At 69.1% G+C, this 19,725-nt stretch carries 16 protein-coding genes; 10 read left to right on the top strand and 6 right to left on the bottom strand.

All coding sequences use genetic code 11. The annotated features are described in order from the left end of the window. Positions 1-124: 124 nt before the first annotated feature. The 3 genes from QN152_02005 to QN152_01995 are packed head-to-tail and all read right to left on the bottom strand — an operon-like array spanning position 125 to position 3,778. On the bottom strand, positions 125-2,311 hold the full coding sequence (locus QN152_02005) for a TRAP transporter fused permease subunit (GenBank protein MDR7538295.1): 2,187 nt from the start codon (positions 2,309-2,311) through the stop codon (positions 125-127). Between the two features lie 11 nt (positions 2,312-2,322). Next, positions 2,323-2,790 (bottom strand): hypothetical protein, encoded by a 468-nt coding sequence (locus tag QN152_02000; GenBank protein ID MDR7538294.1) that lies wholly within the window; start codon positions 2,788-2,790, stop codon positions 2,323-2,325. 10 nt (positions 2,791-2,800) lie between these two features. After that, positions 2,801-3,778, bottom strand: a complete 978-nt coding sequence (locus tag QN152_01995) for a TAXI family TRAP transporter solute-binding subunit (protein MDR7538293.1) — start codon at positions 3,776-3,778, stop codon at positions 2,801-2,803. A gap of 269 nt (positions 3,779-4,047) precedes the next feature. Here QN152_01995 and QN152_01990 point away from each other — a divergent pair, with 269 nt between their 5' ends. The 4 genes from QN152_01990 (at position 4,048) to QN152_01975 (ending at position 8,422) form a co-directional block, all read left to right on the top strand. Next, positions 4,048-4,755: a FadR/GntR family transcriptional regulator gene (locus QN152_01990; protein ID MDR7538292.1), complete on the top strand. Its 708-nt coding sequence runs from the start codon at positions 4,048-4,050 to the stop codon at positions 4,753-4,755. Positions 4,756-4,831: 76 nt separating this feature from the next. Beyond that, entirely contained in the window at positions 4,832-6,532 is a 1,701-nt protein-coding gene (locus tag QN152_01985) for an ABC transporter substrate-binding protein (protein ID MDR7538291.1), read from the top strand. Positions 6,533-6,591: 59 nt separating this feature from the next. Then, the gene (locus tag QN152_01980; protein MDR7538290.1) at positions 6,592-7,536 is read left to right on the top strand and encodes an ABC transporter permease; all 945 of its coding nucleotides are present in this window, start codon (positions 6,592-6,594) and stop codon (positions 7,534-7,536) included. After that, a complete protein-coding gene (locus tag QN152_01975) occupies positions 7,529-8,422 on the top strand; it encodes an ABC transporter permease (GenBank protein ID MDR7538289.1) in 894 nt (297 codons plus the stop codon). Before QN152_01980 ends, QN152_01975 begins: the two co-directional genes overlap by 8 nt. On the opposite strand, the gene QN152_01970 is transcribed toward QN152_01975, so the two are convergent. Together QN152_01970 and QN152_01965 are read right to left on the bottom strand one after the other, a co-directional pair. Beyond that, complete coding sequence (locus tag QN152_01970; protein ID MDR7538288.1) at positions 8,419-9,537, bottom strand: ribonuclease H-like domain-containing protein; 1,119 nt, start codon at positions 9,535-9,537, stop codon at positions 8,419-8,421. The genes QN152_01975 and QN152_01970 overlap by 4 nt on opposite strands. 1 nt (position 9,538) lies before the next feature. Beyond that, positions 9,539-11,893: a DEAD/DEAH box helicase gene (locus QN152_01965; protein ID MDR7538287.1), complete on the bottom strand. Its 2,355-nt coding sequence runs from the start codon at positions 11,891-11,893 to the stop codon at positions 9,539-9,541. A 277-nt stretch (positions 11,894-12,170) separates the two neighbouring features. Between QN152_01965 and moaA the strand changes: the two genes are divergently transcribed. From moaA to QN152_01935, 6 genes are read left to right on the top strand one after another with little or no spacing between them, the layout of a single operon-like run. Next, entirely contained in the window at positions 12,171-13,148 is a 978-nt protein-coding gene (gene moaA, locus QN152_01960) for a GTP 3',8-cyclase MoaA (protein MDR7538286.1), read from the top strand. A 39-nt stretch (positions 13,149-13,187) separates the two neighbouring features. Beyond that, complete coding sequence (locus QN152_01955) at positions 13,188-14,945, top strand: aldehyde ferredoxin oxidoreductase C-terminal domain-containing protein (protein MDR7538285.1); 1,758 nt, start codon at positions 13,188-13,190, stop codon at positions 14,943-14,945. Beyond that, positions 14,946-15,215 carry a MoaD/ThiS family protein gene (locus QN152_01950; protein ID MDR7538284.1) on the top strand — a complete coding sequence of 90 codons (270 nt, stop codon included), beginning with the start codon at positions 14,946-14,948 and terminating at the stop codon, positions 15,213-15,215. After that, positions 15,215-15,490 (top strand): hypothetical protein, encoded by a 276-nt coding sequence (locus QN152_01945; protein ID MDR7538283.1) that lies wholly within the window; start codon positions 15,215-15,217, stop codon positions 15,488-15,490. The genes QN152_01950 and QN152_01945 overlap by 1 nt, the downstream gene beginning before the upstream one ends. Before the next feature lies 1 nt (position 15,491). Next, on the top strand, positions 15,492-16,964 hold the full coding sequence (locus QN152_01940) for a molybdopterin-binding protein (protein ID MDR7538282.1): 1,473 nt from the start codon (positions 15,492-15,494) through the stop codon (positions 16,962-16,964). Continuing rightward, on the top strand, positions 16,958-18,910 hold the full coding sequence (locus QN152_01935) for a molybdopterin biosynthesis protein (GenBank protein ID MDR7538281.1): 1,953 nt from the start codon (positions 16,958-16,960) through the stop codon (positions 18,908-18,910). Before QN152_01940 ends, QN152_01935 begins: the two co-directional genes overlap by 7 nt. A 90-nt stretch (positions 18,911-19,000) precedes the next feature. On the opposite strand, the gene QN152_01930 is transcribed toward QN152_01935, so the two are convergent. Next, entirely contained in the window at positions 19,001-19,408 is a 408-nt protein-coding gene (locus QN152_01930; GenBank protein ID MDR7538280.1) for an SPASM domain-containing protein, read from the bottom strand. Between the last annotated feature and the right edge of the window lie 317 nt (positions 19,409-19,725).

The raw sequence follows: 19,725 nt of genomic DNA, 5'->3' as shown, positions 1-19,725 counted from the left end.
CTCCACCGAGGTGCCGCTGTCAAGGCGGGGTGCGGGGAGGGTGATACTTTCACCGGAAACAGGAGCGGAGCCTGGTCCCATCTGCGCAGCGCGAGAAATGGCCGGATCCCCCTTGTTGGGCCGTTCATCCCTCTCCCGGCGTGGCCGGGAGCGGCAGCGGCCGGCGCACCTGCAGGATGATCACCATGGCGATGACCGCTGCGGCGACCAGGTCCGGGCCGGTGGCGGGGTAGACCAGGGTCAGCCCGGCCGCGGCCAGCAGTACGCGCTCCAGGCCCGTGGCGGGGCGTAGCAGCCAGCCGCCGACTGCTGCAGCCAGGGCGGCCAGGCCGGCCACAGCGGTGGCGGTAATCTTGACAATCTCCAGCCACTCCCCGGTCTCCAGGAGCAGGGCCACCCCCGCCGGGTGCACGGTGAACATGAAGGGGACAACGAACGCCGGCAGGGTGTACTTCCACGCCTGGAGCATGGTCTTGAAGGCGTTGCCGCCGGTCAGCGCGGCGGCGGCCATGGGGGAAAGGCCCACCGGCGGCGAGACCTCGGAGAGGATGGCGTAGTAGAAGATGAACATATGCGCCGCCAGCTCGGAGACTCCCAGCTTGGTCAGTGCCGGAGCCACCATTACCGCGGCGATGATGTAGGTGGCGGTGATGGGCAGGGCCAGGCCCAGAACCCACAGGGAGATGCCGGCCAGGACCAGGGTGAAGAGCAGGTTCCCGCCGGCCAGGGAGACGATGATGTCTGCAATTTTCAACCCCAAGCCGGTCAGGTTGGTCACCCCGACGATGATCCCCGCAGCCGCCGTGGTCACGGCCACGCTCAGCACCTGCCGGCTCCCGTTGGCCAGGGCGGCCACGCCCTTCTCCGTGTCCACGCCGATGCGCCCGAATCCCAGGCGGCCGCGGGTGAGGGCGGCGACGAAGAAGAGTGCGGCCGAGGCGACCCAGACGGCGACGAACAGGATCGTGGCCCCACGCCAGATCGCCCCGGGGCGGGGGACGGGGATACCCTGACCCACGGTGACCCAGCCCAGGTAGGCCATCACCGCCAGGACCAGCAGCCAGGGCCACCACGGGTGGCGGCGTTCCCGGCGCATGAGGACAGCCAGCGCGGTCTCGCGGCGGAGGAAGGAGGTGACCAGGGCGATCATCGTCGCCCACAGCACCGCGGTGATCGCGGTCAGGCCCAGGATCATGAAAAGGGGGATGACCACCAGCGAGCTCAGCAGGTACCAGTAGCGCAGCATCAGCCGCGCGGCGCTCTCGGTGCGGATCTCCACGCGGCTCAGGCGGAAGCGCCGGGCGTCCAGCTCGATCATGAAGAAGACGGCCACATAGTAGAGGATCGTGGGGATGATGGCCATCTTAATGACCTGCAGGTAGGAGATCTTCAGGATCTCCGCGATGATGAAAGCCGCCGCGCCCAGGATGGGCGGAGAGATCACCGCGCCGATCCCGCCGGCGGAGAGCAGGCCCCCCGCCGCCTCCCGGTCGTACCCGGCTCGCTTCAGCAAGGGATAGGCGATGGCCCCGACGCTGACCGTGGTGGCCACTCCGCTGCCCGACGGCCCGCCCAGGAGGAAGGAGGCCACGGTGACCGCCTGGCCCGGCCCGGTGCGCCTTCGACCCACCAGGGCCAGGGCCAGGTCCACGAAGAACTTCCCGGCGCCGGACTGCTCCAGAAACGACCCGTAGATGGTAAAGAGGATGATGAAGGTGGACGAGACTTCCAGGGGGACGCCGAAGATCCCCTCCAGCGTCATGTAGAGCTGGCCAACCACGCGGGCCAGGTCATATCCGCGGTGGGTGAAGGGTGGGGGGAGCCACGGTCCGGCGAAGGCGTAGAGCAGGAAGGCCAGGACCAGGACGAGGAGGGCGCGCCCCACAGCCCGTCGCGTGGCCTCCAGGACCAGGAGGATCAGGACCGTCCCCAGGACCAGGTCGACCGTGGTGGGCACCACGGCGCGGTAGATGAACGCCTCGAAGTCCCACAGGATGTAGCCCAGGGATAGCGCCGCCAGCCCGGCCAGGACCGCGTCGGTAGGAGTGATTCGGTCCAGCCGCTCCCTCCGCGCCGGGTAGAGCAGGAACGTGAGGACGAGGACGAAGAGCAGGTGGATGGTCAGGTGGATCTGCCGCACAAACGTGGCCTGTGCGGCATAGAGGTGGTAGAGGCTCATCAGGACCAGCGCCGTGGTGACCAGCCATCCCGCGGTCCCGCCCAGATGTCGGGTCTTACCCTCGAACCGCTCGACGAGCTCCTCGAGCTCCTCCTGGGATTTGAGGAGTGCAGCCTCGGGTTCCCGGGCCATGTGTTTCTACTCTACCTGTGCAGCCAGGCGCCGAGACGGGGCGCGGGCCGGACGACGATGCGCACGGCGGCGCCCACGCCTACTGCATGGAGGGGCAGCACCCTGGAGCCGACCTGCAGCGTGGGGTGACCGCGGGGCCCCACCCTCAGCACATACCCGTCGAGGGTCACCCCGGAGATGGCGGCCACCAGCCGCCCGCCCTCAGCACGGTAAGGGGGCGCGAGACGGTGGTACTCCAGCACCGCCTCGCGCGTGCTGCTGACATCCACCAGATGCAGACGGCCGCCGCGGACGACGAAGCGCTCCCAGGTGGGTGCCAGGTAGATGGAGTGGGTGTACTGCAGGACGACTGCCGTCCCCTCGGTTGCCGGAACCTGCCAGCGCACCCGGCCTTCCTCGTCGGAGACGACCAGAACCTGGAAGGGCCGGGCCAGGGCCGTCGCGAGCATGACGGCAGCGAGGAGGACGAGGAGCCGCATGGAGGGCAGACTAGAACCCCGCCACCCCACGCTCCCGGAAGTAGCGGGCGGCACCGGGGTGGAACGGCAACGGCGAGCGCTCGGCCGCGCCGATCAGCCTTATGTTGGCGGCCTCCCGGTGTACCTGCGCCAGCTCGGCCCGCTTCTCGAAGATGAGCTTCGTGATCTGGTAGGCCAGCTCCGTGTTGAAGTCCCGGTGCACGACCAGCAGGTTGGCCACGCCCACGGTCGGCACGTTGGCCATCACCCCCGGGTAGATCTCCTTGAGGATCGTGGAGCGGAAGTAGAGCTTGCCGTACTTGGCCTGCAGGGCCGGCAGCACCGAGTCCAGGGGGATGAGCTTGATGCGAACGCCCGGGGTCGCAGCCAGATCCAGCACCGCCGAGGTGGGCAGGCCGCCACTCCAGAAGAAGGCGTCGATTTTCTTGTCCCGCAGCGCATCCACGGACTGGGCCACGCCCAGCCGGTCTTTGCGGATGTCCCGGTCGGGGTCGACCCCCGCCGCTTGCAGGAGGCGTAGCGCCGTGACCTCGGTCCCGCTGCCGGGCGAGCCAACCGAAACCCGCTTGCCCCTCAGGTCGGCAATGGTGTTGATGCCTGTGCCCTCCACGGTCACCAGGTGGTTGAAGTTGTCGTATAGCGGGGTAAGGGTGACGGCTGGGACAGGGTTGCCGCGAAAGGACTCCAGTCCGTTCACGGCGTCGTATGCCGTGTCCGCCAGCGTCAGGGCCAGGTCGGCGCGCTTCGCCCCGATGAGTCGCATGTTGTCCACGGAGGCCGAGGTCACCTCCGCGGTCGCCTCCACGTTGGGGATATTGCGAGAAATGAGCCGGGCCAGCCCGCCGCCCAGCGGGAAGTAGACCCCGCCGGTTCCGCCGGTCACGATGGAGAGACGGATCTGCGGTGCTGCTACGGCAGGCCCGAGGACCGCGACCAGGATGAAGACCAGGGCGACCGCGCTCGCCCTGACCCAGAGCACCGTGCGCATAAAATCCCCTCCTTTTCCGGGCTTTTCCCTACGAGATAGGCACTCAAGCCGCTAATGCCGGTAATGTTAGACGTTTCGCGTCGGCCCGGGAGAACCCTGCCACCTGGGCCAGGGGAGAATTCTCTAGCAGGAAACCTGCCGCTCTGGAGAGCGGCATTGGTCAGACCTCTTGACAAATCCCCCAGGAAGCGCGACTATCTGCGTCAAGTACCATCGGGAGAGCACGCGGGCCGCATCCGGCGGATCGGGTAGAGGGGGCAGAATCTGGCGTGCCTTTCCAGCGTATCCTCACCAAGAAGAAGAGCACGCACGTCGCAGAGCAGATCCTGCAGGCCATCATGTCGGGGCAGTACCGCGTGGGTGACCGGCTGCCCCCGGAGCGGGTCCTGGCCGAGGAGATGGGGGTCAGCCGCCCTTCGGTGCGCGAGGCGCTCTCCGCCCTGCAGATCGTCGGCGTCGTCGCCAGCCGGGTGGGCGACGGGACCTATGTGCGCAGCGCGGCGGACACGGCGGAGGCGCTGCAGGTCATGGCGCTGCTCGAGGAGAGCCCTTCGCTAGTGGACGTCCTGGAGGCCCGCCGGGCGCTGGAGGTGGGGGTGGTGCACCACATGGTCCGGCGGGGGACGCCGCAGGGCCTCAGCCAGCTGCGCCAGGCTCTGGCCGCCATGGAGGGGGCCGCGAAGGCCGCCGACTACGACGCCTTCAGCCTGGCCAACCTGGAGTTCCACCTGGCGCTGGTCGCCGCCAGCGGCAACCCGCTCATCGAGCAGACCGTCCGCCCTCTGCTGGAGGTCATGCGCCAGGAGCTGGCCGTGGAGCTGCGCCGCAAGTTCTACCAGGAGCGGGCCGATGCCTTTGCCCGGGCCTACGAGCTGCACGAGGCCATCGTGCGGGCGGTGGAGGCGAGGGATCAGGCCGCCGCCGTGGCCGCCATGGAGAAGCACTTCTCTGTGATCGAGGAGGCGCTGCGGGAGTAGGATCCCGATGCCTGCCATCGGGCTGACGGTGATAACCGGGACAGGGCAGAGACGCCGGTACAGGGGAGGGGAGAGCATGGTGAAGGAACGTGACCAGCTTCTGGAAGACCTGAGGTGGGCGGCGGACTTCGACCCAGAAGACCCCAAGCTGGGGTTGCAGTGGGAGGACCTCTGCAGCGACCGCATTTCCCGCCGGCACTTCCTGCGCCTGGCCATCGCCACCGGAGCCTTGCACTACCTTGCACCCCTGCTCCGGCCGACCCCCGCCTACGCCCAGGCCGGCGCTCCCGGGGGCGAACTCAAGGCCGCCTGGGGGGTGCGCGAGTTCACTAACCTGGACCCTGCCTTCATCAACCAGGTGGTGCAGTTCCAGATCACCAGCAACGTGCTGGGCGGGCTCACCCACATCGATGCGGGGCTGGTACCCCGTCCAGACCTGGCGGAGAGCTGGGAGGTGAGCGCGGACGGGCTGACCTGGACCTTCCGCCTGCGCCGGGGGGTGAAGTGGCACAACGGCGACAGCTTCACCGCGGACGACGTCATCTACACCTTCAACCGCACGCGCGACCCGCGCGCCGGCTCTCTGCACCGGAGCATCCTGGATCCCTTCGAGAAGGCGGAGCGGCTGGATCCGTTCACCGTGCGGTTCACCCTGAAGGAACCCAGGGCCTCCCTGCTGGTGAAGATCACCGAGCGCAGCAGCGGCCGGGCGCTGACCATCGTCAACCGCCGGGCCCTGGAGCAGATGGGGCGGGAGTACACCCGGCGCCCCGTGGGCACCGGGCCCTTCCGCATCGCCGAGCACCGCCTGGGAGAGCGGATCGTCCTGGAGAAGTTCCCCGACTACTACATCAGCGACCGCCCCAAGCTGGACCGGGTGACCATCTTCAACATTGAGGAACCGGCAACCCTGGCCTCTGCCCTGCAGTCCGGGCAGGTGGACTTCCTCACCGGCAACGTGGCCATCCCTGAGACCATCTTCGACCGAGTCAAGGCCATGCGCGATGTGGTCATCTCCGAGGCCGACGATCCCGGGTTCCAGGCCATCTTCTTCAACCTGCGCAAGGACAAACAGCAGAAGATCGGCAAAGCCACCCTGCCCACGGACGACCTGCGGGTGCGTCTGGCCATGGCCAGGGGCATGGATCGCGACGACCTGATCCGCCGCGCCCTGTTTGGCCGGGCGATCCCGGCGTTTGGGCCCATCCCCAGGGCGCAGAAGCTCTACTTTCGGGACCTGACGGCCAGCAGCCCGCAGCGCTTTGACCCGGACCAGGCCAGGAGGCTCCTGGCCGAAGCGGGGTACGGCAGGGGGTTTGCCATCAGGATGGTGGTCACGCCCATCACGCGCCGCCGGGGGGAGATCATCGCGGATATCTACAAGCGGACCCTGGGGATCACCATCGAGCTGGAGGTGGTGGACTTCCCCGTCCAGGTGCAGCGCTTCGACCAGGGCCAGTTCGAGCTGCTGCAGATCGGTTCCGGCGGAGACCCCGACCCGGACGACTCCATCGACGACTGGTTCTGGAGCGGTGCCAAGTTCAACAGCTTCGGCTACAGCAACTCCCAGGTGGACGCCCTGAACGCGGCGCAGCGGGAGACAGTGGACCAGGCCAAGCGGGTGCGCTGGGTGCAGGCGGCCGTGGACCTGATCGCGCGGGATGCCCCCTGCGTCTTCCTCTTCCACGGCACGGACAGCGTGGCCTTTCGCAAGAACGTCCGCGGTTTCGTCCACATCCCTGCGCTGCGCGACCTGGACACGGTGACCGTCAGGTAGGCCGGCGGGGGAGGCCGGGAGCTCCCGGCCTCCCCCGCCGCAAGCCGAGGGCAGGCTCGGTGCAGGAGTACATCGTCCGCCGCATCCTCTTCGCCCTGCTGGTGATGTGGGCGGTGGCCACCCTCGTCTTCCTGATGATGCGGGCGATTCCGGGGGATCCTGTGCGCGCCTTCGTGGGGTTTGAGGGCGACCCCGCGGTGGTGGAGCAGGTCCGCCGCAACCTGGGCCTGGACCGGCCGCTGCCTGTGCAGTACCTGCGCTGGCTGGCCGCGCTGGGGCGGGGGGACCTGGGGAATTCCATCTGGAACCGTCAGCCAGTGACCACACTGCTGCGGGAGGCTCTGCCTCGCACCCTCTCCCTGGCCCTGCTCTCTTTCCTGGTAGCGGTGAGCCTCGCCCTGCCCGCCGGCATCGTCTCCGCCGTGCGCCGCTACTCCCTGGCCGACCACACCCTGACCGTGGCCGCCTTCCTGGGGCTGGCCATGCCGGACTTCTGGGTAGGCATCGTGCTGATCATCGTCTTCTCCGTCTTCCTGCAGGTGCTGCCAGCCTTCGGCTACGAGCCCCTGAGCAGCGGGTTGTGGCCGTGGCTTTCCCACCTCATCCTCCCGGCGGTGGCCACGGGCACTTCGTTTGCCGCCATCCTGGCGCGGATGACGCGCTCGGCGCTGCTGGAGGTGCTGCGGGAGGACTACGTGCGCACGGCGCGGGCCAAAGGCCTGGAGGAGCGCGCCGTCATCCTGCGCCACGCCCTGCGCAACGCCCTGATCCCGGTGATCACGGTCATGGGCATCGCCCTGGCTCTGCTGCTGGCCGGTGCCGTGATCGCCGAGAACGTCTTCGCCATCCGCGGGGTGGGGCGGCTGCTCATCGAGGCCATCCTCAACCGCGACTACCCCATCGTCCAGGGGACCATTCTGGTCATCGCCGCCATCTTCGTCTGCATGAACCTGGTGGTCGACCTCCTCTACGCCGTGATCAATCCCAGGATCAGGTATGTCTAGCGCCGTGACCGTGGCGGAGGCAGTCCGGCCGCGTCCCCGCACGGCCGCCGGCGTCTTGCTGCGGCGCCTCTGGCGGGACAGGCGGGCCACCGTGGGGCTGGCAGTGCTGGTCCTGGCCGTCCTCTCGGCCGTCTTCGCCCCCGTCCTGGCGCCCTACGACCCGCAGTTTCAGTCCGACGCCCTCTTCCAGGCGCCCTCCCTGCGCCACTGGCTGGGCACCGACGACCTGGGGCGTGACCTCCTCAGCCGCATCATCTTCGGCTCCCGCATCTCGCTGGTTGTCGGCATCACTACGGTGGGCCTGGCGGCGCTGCTGGGCGTGCTGCTGGGCGTGCTCTCCGGCTACTACGGCGGCTGGGTGGACATGCTGGTCATGCGCTACATCGACCTGCAGTGGGCCTTCCCCAACTTCATCATTGCCGTGGCCCTGGTGGCCGTCTTCGGCACGGGGCTGGAGAACGTCATTGTGGCCGTGACCCTGGCGTTCCTGGACGACTTCGCCCGCATTACTCGGGGGATGGTCCTGGCTCTGCGGGAGGAGGACTTCGTGGCGGCGGCGCGCGCGGTGGGGGCGGGGGACCGGCGTATCATGTTGCGTCACATCCTGCCCAACGCCAGCTCCCCGATCATCGTCCAGGGCACGGTGAGCATCTCCTACGCCATCCTGGCTGAGGCCGGGCTCTCCTTTCTGGGGCTGGGCGTGAAGCCGACCACGCCCACCTGGGGCCTCATCCTTAACGACGCCCGACCGTTCTTCCAGAGCGCGTGGTGGCTGGGCATCTTCCCCGGGCTGGCCATCATGCTGGTAGTGCTGAGCATCAACTTCGTCGGCGACGGCCTGCGCGATCTGCTGGATGTGAAGGAGTACCAGGGGCTGCGCGGCTAGCTGGACTGTCGCTCCACCTTCCGCCTCAGGCGGTCCCACCTGCGGCGCAGCCGCATCGCCGCCCTCTGCTCCTCTGCGTCCAGCCAGGCCAGGGCGTGCGCGGTGGCCTCCAGGGCCCGGCAGCGGTCGCCCATCTGCCACTCCCAGATCACGGCCAGCCGCTCCAGCACCTGCCAGGCCGGGAGGATACCCGCGGCCAGCTCCCTCTGCCACAGCGCCAGCAGCCTCCGCCGGTCGCCGCACCGGCGGTAATGGCGGGCCAGGGCCAGCGCGGCGCGGCGGCGCGCGCGGATGTCCGACTCCTCGGCCAGGGCGCGCTGGTAGCAGCGGGCCGCGGCGGGATCGCTCCGCTCTTCCAGCAAGCGCCCCAACCCGAACCAGTCCACGACCACGGGCGGGGACTGGGGACGCGCCAGCGTCTCCCCCGCGGTGCCGTGCAGGGCCAGCAGCGAGAGCAGGTCCTGCTCGTTGTGCGCAAACACCGGCTCCAGCGGATCCCGGTCCCCCGTGCGCAGGTAGTCGACGTATAGGGAGGGGATAAGCCACCCCGGCACGTCCAGGTTGCGGTGCACCTGCAGGATCTCCTGCTCCAGCCGGGCCAGGCTGTAGCCTCCCAGTGGCCGGTACCAGAGACACCGGGCGTGGGTGATCAGGTCCAGGTGCGCCCGCGCACCCAGCGGCTCCTCCTGCCGAGAGAGGAGGAAACGGGTCTGCAGCAGGGGCAGGTCGAAGCGGGTGCCGTTGAAGGTCACCAGCGCATCGAGGCGGCGGAGGTGGTTGCCCACCGCCCGCAGCATCTCCGCTTCCGCGGCCAGATCGGCCAGGAAGTACTGCGTGACCACGAAAGCCCCGTCCTCGACCGTGCCGATGCCGACCAGGAAGACGTAGGTTCCTGTCCCCCCAGCCAGGCCGGTCGTCTCCGTGTCCAGCCAGCCCACTGCACGGCCCTGCGGGCCGAGCGCGCGGCCGCGGTCCACAGCCTCCTCCAGGGGGAGGCGACCGTGCCTGAGGGCAAGCCCCCAGAACTGCCGCCGCACTTCAAAGCCCGCTCGGGTCACCGTAACGCCCGGCGGAAGGCGGGAGGCGACTGCGGAGGAGAACTGTCCGGCCGGCATCTCAGGCATCCCAACGCGCAGGCGCCGGATGCCCCGCTGCAGGGGTCAAGTCGCGCTGGGCGGCCTGGAGGATGCTCAGGCTGTCCTGCTTGCCTGTCCCTCCCACCTCCAGCACGGGACCCACGCAGGAGGGGCAGCCCGCCGCGCAGCCGCAGCCCTCCACCAGGACCGTCGCCGCGTGGATCAAGTGCCCGTGGAGGCGGAAGAGCCGCTCCGCCAGCCCCACGCCGCCCGGCGCTCGCTCGTACAGGTAGACCGTAGGCAGACCGGTGTGCGGCGAGCGCACCTCATAGACGCGCCCCAGGTCGTGCGGGTCGCACATCAGGTACAGGGGAGAGACGTTGAGCAGCGCGTGGGAGAGGGCGGCCAGCGCGCCCTGCAGGCGCTCCGGAGCCATGCCGCCACTGGATTCCGGGGGCAGGGCAAACCAGGCCGCGGTGGTGTGTACCGTTGATTCGGGCAGGGTGATCCTCCCCCACCCTACGTTCTCCTGGGTGAACAGCTTGAGCTTCTTGAAGATGGTCGGCCGGTAGGTCACCGCCACCTCGCCGTGCGCCCGAGCCAGGGCTCCGGTAGCGGCCTCCGCTTCGTGCAGGACGGCGATGCGCACGGCAATCTGGGCGTCGGTGTAGTAGTCGACGTCCACCCGCTTCACGTAGGCCCGGCGCCGCTCCCAGTCCAGCCGCTCCACGTGGTATTGCTGCCCCAGGTGGAGGTAGATAGCGTCTTCGTGGACCAGGGCCGGGGCGGAGGGCAGGTCCACCTCCCCCACCACCTGCGGCTGCGGGTCGGTGGTGTCGATGATCACCACGTTCTCGGTAGAAGCGGCTCGCAGGCTGACTTCCTCGGCAGGGAAAGCCTCCGCGATGTAGTGCCAGCGGGCACCGTCATCATGCACCACCCGCCGCTCCTGCAGGTGGCGCATGATCTCTGCCGTGGTCGCCAGGGCCCCGGGGCCCTCTCCACCGAACGGCTCGTCGTACGCCAGCGGCAGTTCGAAGACGGCGCACTTGAGGTGGCTGGCCAGGATCAGCAGGTTGTCCGGGTTGATCAGCGCCTGCTCGGCCGGTCGGCCGAAGAAGTAGTCGGGGTGGGTGACGATGTACTGGTCCAGTGGGTCACTGGTGGCTACCAGGAGTCCGGCCGCCAGGTCCGCGGTCCGGCCGGCGCGACCCATCTGCTGCCAGGTGGAGGCCACCGTGCCCGGGTAGCCGGCCAGAACCGCCACGCTCAGTTGCCCGATGTCGATGCCCAGCTCCAGGGCGTTGGTTGCTGCCACCGCCCGGATCGTCCCCTCACGCAGCCCCCGCTCGATCTGCCGCCGCTCGCCCGGCAGGTACCCCGCGCGGTAGCCGCGCACGGCCTCGGCGTCCTGCCCGTGACGCTGGGCCAGGTCGCGCAGGTAGGTTGTCAGCAGCTCGGCGCCCAACCGGCTGCGGGCGAAGACGATGGTCTGGATGCGGTTGCGGATAAACTCCGAGGCCAGGTCCCGCACCTCCAGCAGGGTGTCCCGCCGGATGCCCAGCTCCCGGTTGACCAGCGGCGGGTTGATGAAGGCGATGACCTTCGCCCCGGCGGGGGCGCCGTTATTGTCCACCAGGGTGACCGGTCGCCCGACCAGACGCGCGGCGTGCTCCCGGGGGTTACCGATGGTGGCGCTGGCACAGATCACCTGGGGGCGGCTGCCGTAGAAACGGCAGATCCGCCACAGCCGCCGCAGCACGTTGGCCACGTGGCTGCCGAAGACGCCGCGGTACTGGTGCAGCTCGTCGATGACCAGGTATCGCAGGTTCTCGAAGAGGCGCAGCCACTTGGTGTGGTGCGGCAGGATGGCCGTATGCAGCATGTCCGGGTTGGTGACCACGATGTGCCCGGCCGCACGGATGGCCCGGCGGGCGGAGGCCGGGGTGTCCCCGTCGTAGGTGAAGGTCTTGATGTCGGGCGGACCGCCCGGCCCACCGGCGGTCGCCTTTGCCAGCGCGCGCACCAGGGACTGCAGCTCGTCCACCTGGTCGGCGGAGAGGGCCTTGGTGGGGAACAGGTAGAGCGCCCGGGTGCCCGGCTCCTTGAGGATGCGGTGGAGGACAGGCAGGTTGTAGCAGAGGGTCTTGCCGCTGGCGGTGGGGGTGACCACCACCAGGTCGCCGCCTGCGGCCGCCACCCGGAAGGCCTCCGCCTGGTGAGTGTAGAGCGCGTCGATGCCGCGTCGGCGGAGCGCCTCGGCCAGCCGGGGGTCCAGCTCAGGAGGGAAAGGCTCGAGGCGGGCTGGCCGGGGAGGCAGGTCGTGCCAGGCGGTGATGCGGGGAGCGAGGTCTGGATCGGTGCGCAGGGTATCAAGAATCTGGTCGAGGGTCACTAGCGGCCTCCAAAGTCGTCGGGTAGCAGACCATGGGCGAACTAGCGTTCGCTATCTGCCCGCCTAAACCCTCCCTGTCGTTCTCTCGAGCCCTGCCACCCCCGCTCGCTTCTGGCGTCGACGTATCCCCCGCCCCTCCCTCCTTGCCGCGAATCGGGTCTACGCTGGATGGCCGGATCCGCTCTACGCCCCTATGATCAAAGATGCCGCGCCTGGCCCGCCGGGCTTCGTCCACCCCCGGCGGGCGGTCCGTGTCCTGTTGCCCGGGAGGCAGGCCATGCGCGATCGGTTCGGTCGCGACCTCCATGACCTCCGCATCTCCCTCACGGATCGCTGCAACCTGCGATGTGTCTACTGCGCTCCTCCGGGACACGCCGGCGCCCGCCCGCGGCGAGAGCCCCTGCGCGACGACGAGCTGCTGCTGGTGGTGCGTGCCGCCGCCGACCTGGGCGTGCGGAAACTCCGTCTCACCGGGGGCGAGCCCACCCTCCGCCCCGGCCTGGTGGACCTGGTCCGGGCCCTTGCGGCCATCCCAGGCCTGGAGGACGTCGGGATGACCACCAACGGTCTGCTGCTGGAGCCCATGGCCTCTGCCCTGGCCGCAGCCGGCCTGCGCCGCGTTAACATCAGCCTGGACACCACCGACCCGGAGAAGTTCCGCCGCATCACCGGGGGCGGGCGGCTGGAGCGCGTGCTGGCTGGGATTGCCGCGGCGGAGGCCGCCGGCCTGGTGCCCATCAAGCTCAACACCGTTGTCGTCCGCGGGTTCAACGACGACGACGTCGTCCCTCTGGCCGCCCTCACCAGGGAGCGCCCCTGGGAGGTCCGGTTCATCGAGATCATGCCGTTCGGCCGCCTGGGACGGTTTGCTGCGGCCAGCCTCGTGCCCAGCGCGGAGACCATGGCCCGCATCGAGGCCGCGCTGGGGCGGCTCATTCCTCTCGACGTCTCCGGGGAGCACCCGGCCAGGACGTACCGCCTGCCCGACGCGGCTGGCAGGCTGGGCTTCATAAGCCCCTGGAGCCAGCCCTTCTGCTCCCGCTGCGGCCGGCTCCGCCTGACCGCCGACGGGCGGCTTCGCCTCTGCCTGCTGCACGACGACGAGGTGGACCTGCTGACCCCGCTGCGCCGGGGGGCCGGCTATGAGGAGCTCAGGGCCCTCCTGCGCACCGCTGCGTTCGGCCGTCCCGCCGGACACGCCCTGGCCGACGGAGCGTTCCCTCGAGCCAGGTTGATGGGCGAGATTGGAGGGTAAGAGTTCAGGAACACGGATGCATGAAGGGAGGCGAGACCGATGGCAAGGCTCTTGCGCGTGAACATGGCCGACCTGACGGCCACATTCGAAGACGTGCCGCCAGCCTACAGTCTGTGGGGAGGGCGGGGCCTTACCTCCATGGTCACCGCTCAGGAGGTCCCTCCCACCTGCCACCCCCTCGGCCCGATGAACAAGCTGGTCTTCGCCCCGGGCATCGTCAGCGGCACGGCGGCGCCGACGTCCGGCCGTCTGTCCGTCGGGGGGAAGAGTCCGCTCACCGGGACCATCAAGGAGACCAACGTCGGCGGTCTCGCCTCCCAGAAGATCGCCCGGCTGGGGATCAAGGCCATCATTGTGGAAGGCCAGCCCGAGGAGCCCGGTAAATTCTGGGTGCTCAAGGTGCGCAGGGCGCTGACCGGCGAGCTTGCCGCGGAGTTCCTCCCCGCCGACGACCTGGTGGGACTGGGGATGTATGAAGTGTGCACCCGGCTGTGGGACAGGCACGGCAAAGTGGCGGTGATCGGGATCGGTCCGGCCGGCGAGATGCGCATGACCGCCGCCGGGATTTGCGTCAACGACCAGGAGAATACGGCCGGGCGCTACGCCGGCCGCGGCGGCATGGGCGCGGTCATGGGGAGCAAGGGGCTGAAGGCCATCGTTGTGGATGACACGGGGGCACCCGGCGTGGAGATCGCAAACAGGGAGCTCTTCCAGCGGGGCATCGACAAGATCACCGAGGCCTCCCTGCGCCACGACGTCACCAAGAAGGGCGGGGCGTTGAACACGTACGGTACCAACGTCCTGGCCAACATCATGAACGAGGCTGGAGGCTACCCCACGCGCAACTTCCGCTCCGGCCGCTTCGAGCTCACCGGCCAGATCAGCGGCGAGGCCAAGGTTGAATTGATAAAGAAGCGCAACGGGGAGGGCGCTACCGGCCACCCCTGCCACCCCGGCTGCATCATCCAGTGCTCCGACCGCTGGGCCAACCCGGACGGTACCTTCAAGGTCTCAGTCATGGAGTACGAGTCGGTGTGGGCGCTGGGAGCCAACTGCGGCATCGGGAACCTCGACGACATCGCGGATTTGATCCGGGCCTGCAACGATGTGGGTGTGGACACCATCGAAATGGGTGGGACCATTGCGGTGGCCATGGAGGGCGGCCTGCTCCCGTTTGGCGATGCTGAAGGTGCCAAGAAGCTCATCAATGAGGAGATCAGGAAGGGCACGCCACTTGGGCGCATTATCGGCAACGGTGCGGTCTTCACCGGACGGGCCTTCGGTGTGACCCGCGTTCCAGCGGTCAAGGGACAGAACATGCCGGCGTACGAACCTAGGGCGGTGAAGGGCATCGGCGTCACCTACGCCACCTCCACCATGGGCGCTGACCACACAGCCGGGTACACCATCTCTCCTGAAATCCTGGGTGTCGGGGGCAAGGTCGATCCGTTCGCGGTGCAGAAGGCGGAACTCTCGCGCCAGTGGCAGGCCTCCACGGCGTTCATTGACTCCACCGGGTACTGCCTCTTCGACGTCTTCGCCGTGGTAGACAATCCGGAAGGGCTGGAGGGGATGGTGGAGAGCTGCGCCGGGGTGCTGGGGACCACCTGGACCGTGAACGACATCACACGGCTGGGCCTGGAGATCCTGCGGGCCGAGCGGAAGTTCAACGAGGCCGCCGGGTTCACAGCGGCGCACGACCGGCTGCCGGAGTTCATGACGCGCGAACCGCTGCCACCCCACAACACCGTCTTCGACGTGCCCGAGGAGCTGCTCGACGCGGTCTATAAGTTCTGAATGTCGTCTCTGGTGGAAGTCAGGCTCTACGGCCGGCTGCGCCGCTTCGCCGAGGACCCGAGGGTCACGACGGAGTCGATAGCCCGGGTGCCGGTGGAAGAGGAAACGACGGTCGAGCAGGTGCTGCGCCGCCTGGGGATCGACCCCGACGCCGAGGTGAGCAACATCTTCGTCAACGGCCGGTATTCCCCGGAGGCCCGGAAACTCGTGGTGAGGGGCGGCGACCGCGTCGGTGTCTTCCCCAGGGACATGGCTATGCTCTACTGCTGATGGTCGAGGTCCACCTGTACGGCCGGCTCAAGGAGCGCGTTGGCCCCCGGCCTGCCTGGGAGGACGCGGTTGTGCACGTTCCTGTTGATGACGGGGCCACCATTGCCGACGTCCTGGCCGCCCTGGGCATCGGGCCGGAGGAGGTGAGCCACCTCTTCCTCAACGCAGAGTATTCCGGGCTGCGGCGGAAGGTGCGGTCAGGAGACCGGCTGGGGGTCTTCCCCAGGGACATGGCGCTGCTCTACTGCCAGTACTTCCCCAGGGTGGAGGAGTAGGGTGATTGCAGTTTCGGTGCGGCTCTTCGCCACCCTGCGGCAGTACCACCCCCAGGCCGCAGCCGGGGCCATCAGCGTGCAACTGGACGAAGGAGCAACCGTCGGCGACCTGGTGCAGCGTCTGGGCATCCCCCGCCAGGCGGTGCGGGTGACCTTCGTCAACGGCCTGGTCGTGGACGATACGGCGAGGCTACAAGAGGGCGACGACGTGGGGATCTTCCCGCCCATTGCCGGTGGCGGCGAGGTCCTCTTCTTCCAGATCCGGACGCCCTGCGAAGCCAAAGAACATTTTTTCTCCACCTGGCTGCCCCCGCCTCCCCGCGTGGAGACCGTCTCCCTGGAAGCAGCCTGGGGGAGGGTTCTCGCCGCTGACGTGGTGGTGCCCCGGGACCTGCCGGAGTTCTTCCGCTCCACCGTGGACGGGTACGCGGTGCGGGCCGCCGACACCTTCGGCGCCGGCGAGGGGCTACCCGCCTACCTGAGCGTGGTGGGCGAGGTGGGCATGGGCGAGGCTCCCCGGGTGCGCGTCGGGCCCGGGGAAGCGGCGTGGATCCCCACCGGCGGCATGCTGCCGGAGGGCGCAGACGCCGTGGTCATGGTGGAGCACACCGAGAAGCTGGACAGGCGGACGGTTGAGGTGAAGCGGGCCGTGGGGCCGGGCGAAAATCTCATCCGTCCCGGAGAGGACTTTCCCGCCGGCGCGGTGGCCCTGCGGCGGGGCCGGAGGTTGGCCCCGCAGGACCTGGGACTGCTGGCGGGAATCGGCGCCACAGAGGTGCCGGTGGCGGTCCCTCCGGCCGTCGCTCTCATCTCCACCGGCGACGAGATCGTCCCGCCCCAGATCGAGCCCCGTCCCGGTCAGATCAGGGACATCAACACCTACACCCTCTCTGCCCTGGTGAGACAGGAAGGAGGCACTCCCCGCTTCTTCGGCCTGATTCCCGATGTGTACGACGCGCTGCTGGCCGCACTGCGTCGGGCGGCGGAGAGCAGCGACCTGATCCTTATCTCCGGCGGCAGCTCGGTGGGGCCGCGGGACCTGGTGGCGCGGGCGATTGACGCTATAGGGTCTCCCGGCGTCCTTGTCCACGGGGTCTCGATGAAGCCCGGCAAACCCACCATCCTGGGCGCGGCGGGCGGAAAGGCCGTGGTGGGCCTTCCCGGCCATCCCACTACGGTGATGATCGTCTTCTACGTTTTCGCGCGGGAGATGATCTGGCGGCTGTTGGGGCTGGAGGCCTCGCCTCCCGTCCCGCTGCGGGCCCGCCTGGCCCGCCGCGTCGCCTCCGCTCCCGGGAGGGAGGACTACCTGCGTGTCTTCCTGGAGCGACGCAACGGGGAGCTTTGGGCGGTGCCGCTGCTGGGGAAGTCCGGCCTCATCGCCACCATGGTGAAGGCCGACGGTCTGGTGCGGGTTCCCCTGGAGCGTGAGGGCGTGGAGGTGGGAGAGCCGGTGGAGGTTTGGACATGGTAGAGAGTGAGCCGGCGGGGGCGCGGCAGATCTACCTGAGCGATGTTCCTCTGGAGGAGGCCCGGCGGGTCTGGCTGCAGGCCCTGCGGGCTCGAGGGCTGCTGGGGCCTCTGGAAGCCGAGGCCGTGGCTGCGGCGGAGAGCCTGCACCGGGTCACAGCAGCGCCCGTCTACGCCGCGGGATCGACACCGCACTACCACGCCTCGGCGGTGGACGGGATCGCCGTGCGGGCAGAGGAGACCTTCGGTGCCTCGGAGACCTCACCGGTGCGGCTTGGCCCCGGCCGGTTCCGCCCCGTGAACACCGGTGATCCCCTGCCATCGGGGTTTGACGCCGTGGTCATGGTGGAGGACATCCACGAATCCCCGACCGGTGAGGTGGAGCTGATCGGACCGGCCGTCCCCTGGCAGCACGTCCGGCCGGTGGGTGAGGACATCGTGGTCACGGAGCTGCTCCTGCCCACCAACCACCGCATCCGGCCCCCTGACCTGGGAGCGCTGCTGGCTGCCGGCGTGAGGGAGGTGCCGGTGCGGCGGCGGCCCCGGCTTCTGATCATCCCCACCGGCGACGAGCTGATGGAGCCAGGCCGCCCGCCGGCTCCCGGCGCGATCATCGAGTTTAACTCGCATGTGCTGGCCGCCATGGCGCAGGAGTGGGGTGCGCTGACGGACCGGCACGCCCCCGTGTGTGACGACCCGGTTGCCCTGGCCGATGCGCTCCTGCGCGGACGTGACCATGATCTGGTCGTGGTGAACGCCGGGGCCTCCGCGGGCACCAGGGACTTTGCCGTCGACGCGCTGCGCCGGGTGGGGGAGGTCATCCTCCACGGAGTTGCCATCAAACCGGGCCGGCCCACCATCCTGGGGATTGTGGGGAAGACGCCAGTGGTAGGGATCCCCGGCTACCCCGTCACCTCCATGCTCACCTTCGACCTGTTCGTCAAGCCCATGGTCTTTATGCTGCAGGGGCTGCCGGTGCCGCGCCGCGAGGTGGTGCGGGCGGTGACCACGCGGACGATCACCTCGGTGATGGGGCTTGACGAGTTCGTCCGCGTCAAGCTGGGCGAGGTGGGAGGGCGGCTGGTGGCCAGCCCGCTGGGGCGGGGTGCCGGCCTCATCTCCACCATGGTTCGGGCCGACGGCCTGCTGACGATTCCCCGTTCCAGCGAGGGCGTGGCCGCCGGCCGGGAGGTGGAGGTGGAGCTGTTGCGGGCGCGGGAGGAGATCGCCAGGACGCTGGTCGTGGTAGGCAGCCACGACGTGGCCCTGGATCTGCTGGCAGACTTCCTGCGGCGGCGCGACCCGGGAGTCAGCCTCTCCTCCGCGCATGTGGGCAGCCTGGGCGGCCTGGGCGCCCTGCGCCGGCGGGAGGCCCACATGTCCGGCATCCACCTGTTGGACGAAGAGACGGGCGAGTACAACGTACCCTACGTGCGCCGCTACCTTCCGGGGGAGGAGGTGGTCCTGGTCACGCTGGCCCACCGGGACCAGGGGCTGATAGTCCGGCCGGGCAATCCCAGGGCGATCGCAGGGCTGGAGGACCTGGTCCGGGAGGACGTCGTCTTCATCAACCGGCAGCGGGGGGCAGGGACGCGCCTGCTGCTTGAATTCACCTGCAAGCGAGCGGGCATCGACCCCACACAGATTCGCGGCTACGAGCGGGAGGCCTACACCCACATGGCCGTGGCCGCAGCCGTGGCCAGCGGCACGGCCGACGCGGGTCTGGGGATCTACGCCGCCGCGCGGGCCCTGGGGCTCGACTTCATTCCGGTGGCCAGGGAGCGCTACGACCTGGTCATCCCCCGCGAGCACCTGGAGGCCCCACTTGTTCAGGAGGCCCTGGCCGTCCTGAACTCAGCAGAGTTTCAGGAGGAGGTCAGGCGCCTGGGGGGCTACGACACCACCGAGACCGGCAGGATCACGCCTCTGGAACCGGTGCGCCGGGCCTGACCGCAGTTCTCGGCTCCTGCGGAGCACGCCTGCTTCGCCTCAGGCAGCGCGTGCTTGCGTGACCAGTTTCCATTCGTACGGGCAGCGCTCCTACGGGCAGCGCACGATGTCCTGGGCCCACAGGCAGTCGGCACACGAGGGAGCGTTGCCGCGGCAGTCCTCATTGCTTGCGGCGAAGCTGCAGGCCATGCCGCAGTCCACGCACGAGGGGAAGCGAAAGTCCCTCACCCGGGCGGGGAAGGTGACGCACTCCTGGGAGGTCCAGATCTCCGCCAGGGTCCTCTCCCCCACCCGGCCCAGTACGTAGCGGCTCACCTCCTTGCGCCGCCCGTATATGTAGTAGGGGTAGGAGTGCATCAGGGCGTAGCAGGGGCTGACTCCTCCATCCCAACCGATGACCATGGCCCGGTCGTCGATGAAGCGGCAGCGGCGTTGTGCTCCCCACTTCACCCGCGGCAGATTGATGATGCCCCAGGCCAGCCAGTCGCCTCCGGGCACCGGCCAGCCTTCCGGCGTAGCCAGGGGCTCCTGCCGGTCGGGTGCGGGCGCGCGCGGAAGTCGGGGTCGAGCCGGTGAAAAGCGAACTCGCTCGGCCTGGGGATGTTGGAGCGGAAGCGGACGATGTCTTCACCGGTGCCGGCTGCATGTTGAGGCCGCGCCCCACAGCCAGGCCCCGGGCGGCGTCCTCGGGTAGCGGCGGGACGAGCAGGGGGTTGTCCTGCGGGAAAGCGTCGAAGAGGTCCGGCGGCGGAGCGGCGATCCCCAGGTCGCGGGTCAGGTCACGCGGATCCACAAGCTCCCCCTGCAGTGCGGCG

It is taken from the genome of Armatimonadota bacterium, assembly GCA_031459715.1.
GTDB lineage: Bacteria > Sysuimicrobiota > Sysuimicrobiia > Sysuimicrobiales > Humicultoraceae > Humicultor > Humicultor tengchongensis.
The sequence above is the reverse complement of the archived record's forward strand: the minus strand, read 5'-3'. Positions and strand labels throughout refer to the sequence as shown.

What these genes read in the sequence shown, in the direction of transcription:
- QN152_02005 (MDR7538295.1), bottom strand. Translation starts at nt 2,311, where the DNA reads ATGGCCCGGGAACCCGAGGCTGCACTCCTCAAATCCCAGGAGGAGCTC.
- QN152_02000 (MDR7538294.1), bottom strand. Translation starts at nt 2,790, where the DNA reads ATGCGGCTCCTCGTCCTCCTCGCTGCCGTCATGCTCGCGACGGCCCTG.
- QN152_01995 (MDR7538293.1), bottom strand. Translation starts at nt 3,778, where the DNA reads ATGCGCACGGTGCTCTGGGTCAGGGCGAGCGCGGTCGCCCTGGTCTTC.
- QN152_01985 (MDR7538291.1), top strand. Translation starts at nt 4,832, where the DNA reads ATGGTGAAGGAACGTGACCAGCTTCTGGAAGACCTGAGGTGGGCGGCG.
- QN152_01975 (MDR7538289.1), top strand. Translation starts at nt 7,529, where the DNA reads ATGTCTAGCGCCGTGACCGTGGCGGAGGCAGTCCGGCCGCGTCCCCGC.
- QN152_01970 (MDR7538288.1), bottom strand. Translation starts at nt 9,537, where the DNA reads ATGCCGGCCGGACAGTTCTCCTCCGCAGTCGCCTCCCGCCTTCCGCCG.
- moaA (MDR7538286.1), top strand. Translation starts at nt 12,171, where the DNA reads ATGCGCGATCGGTTCGGTCGCGACCTCCATGACCTCCGCATCTCCCTC.
- QN152_01955 (MDR7538285.1), top strand. Translation starts at nt 13,188, where the DNA reads ATGGCAAGGCTCTTGCGCGTGAACATGGCCGACCTGACGGCCACATTC.
- QN152_01950 (MDR7538284.1), top strand. Translation starts at nt 14,946, where the DNA reads ATGTCGTCTCTGGTGGAAGTCAGGCTCTACGGCCGGCTGCGCCGCTTC.
- QN152_01945 (MDR7538283.1), top strand. Translation starts at nt 15,215, where the DNA reads ATGGTCGAGGTCCACCTGTACGGCCGGCTCAAGGAGCGCGTTGGCCCC.
- QN152_01935 (MDR7538281.1), top strand. Translation starts at nt 16,958, where the DNA reads ATGGTAGAGAGTGAGCCGGCGGGGGCGCGGCAGATCTACCTGAGCGAT.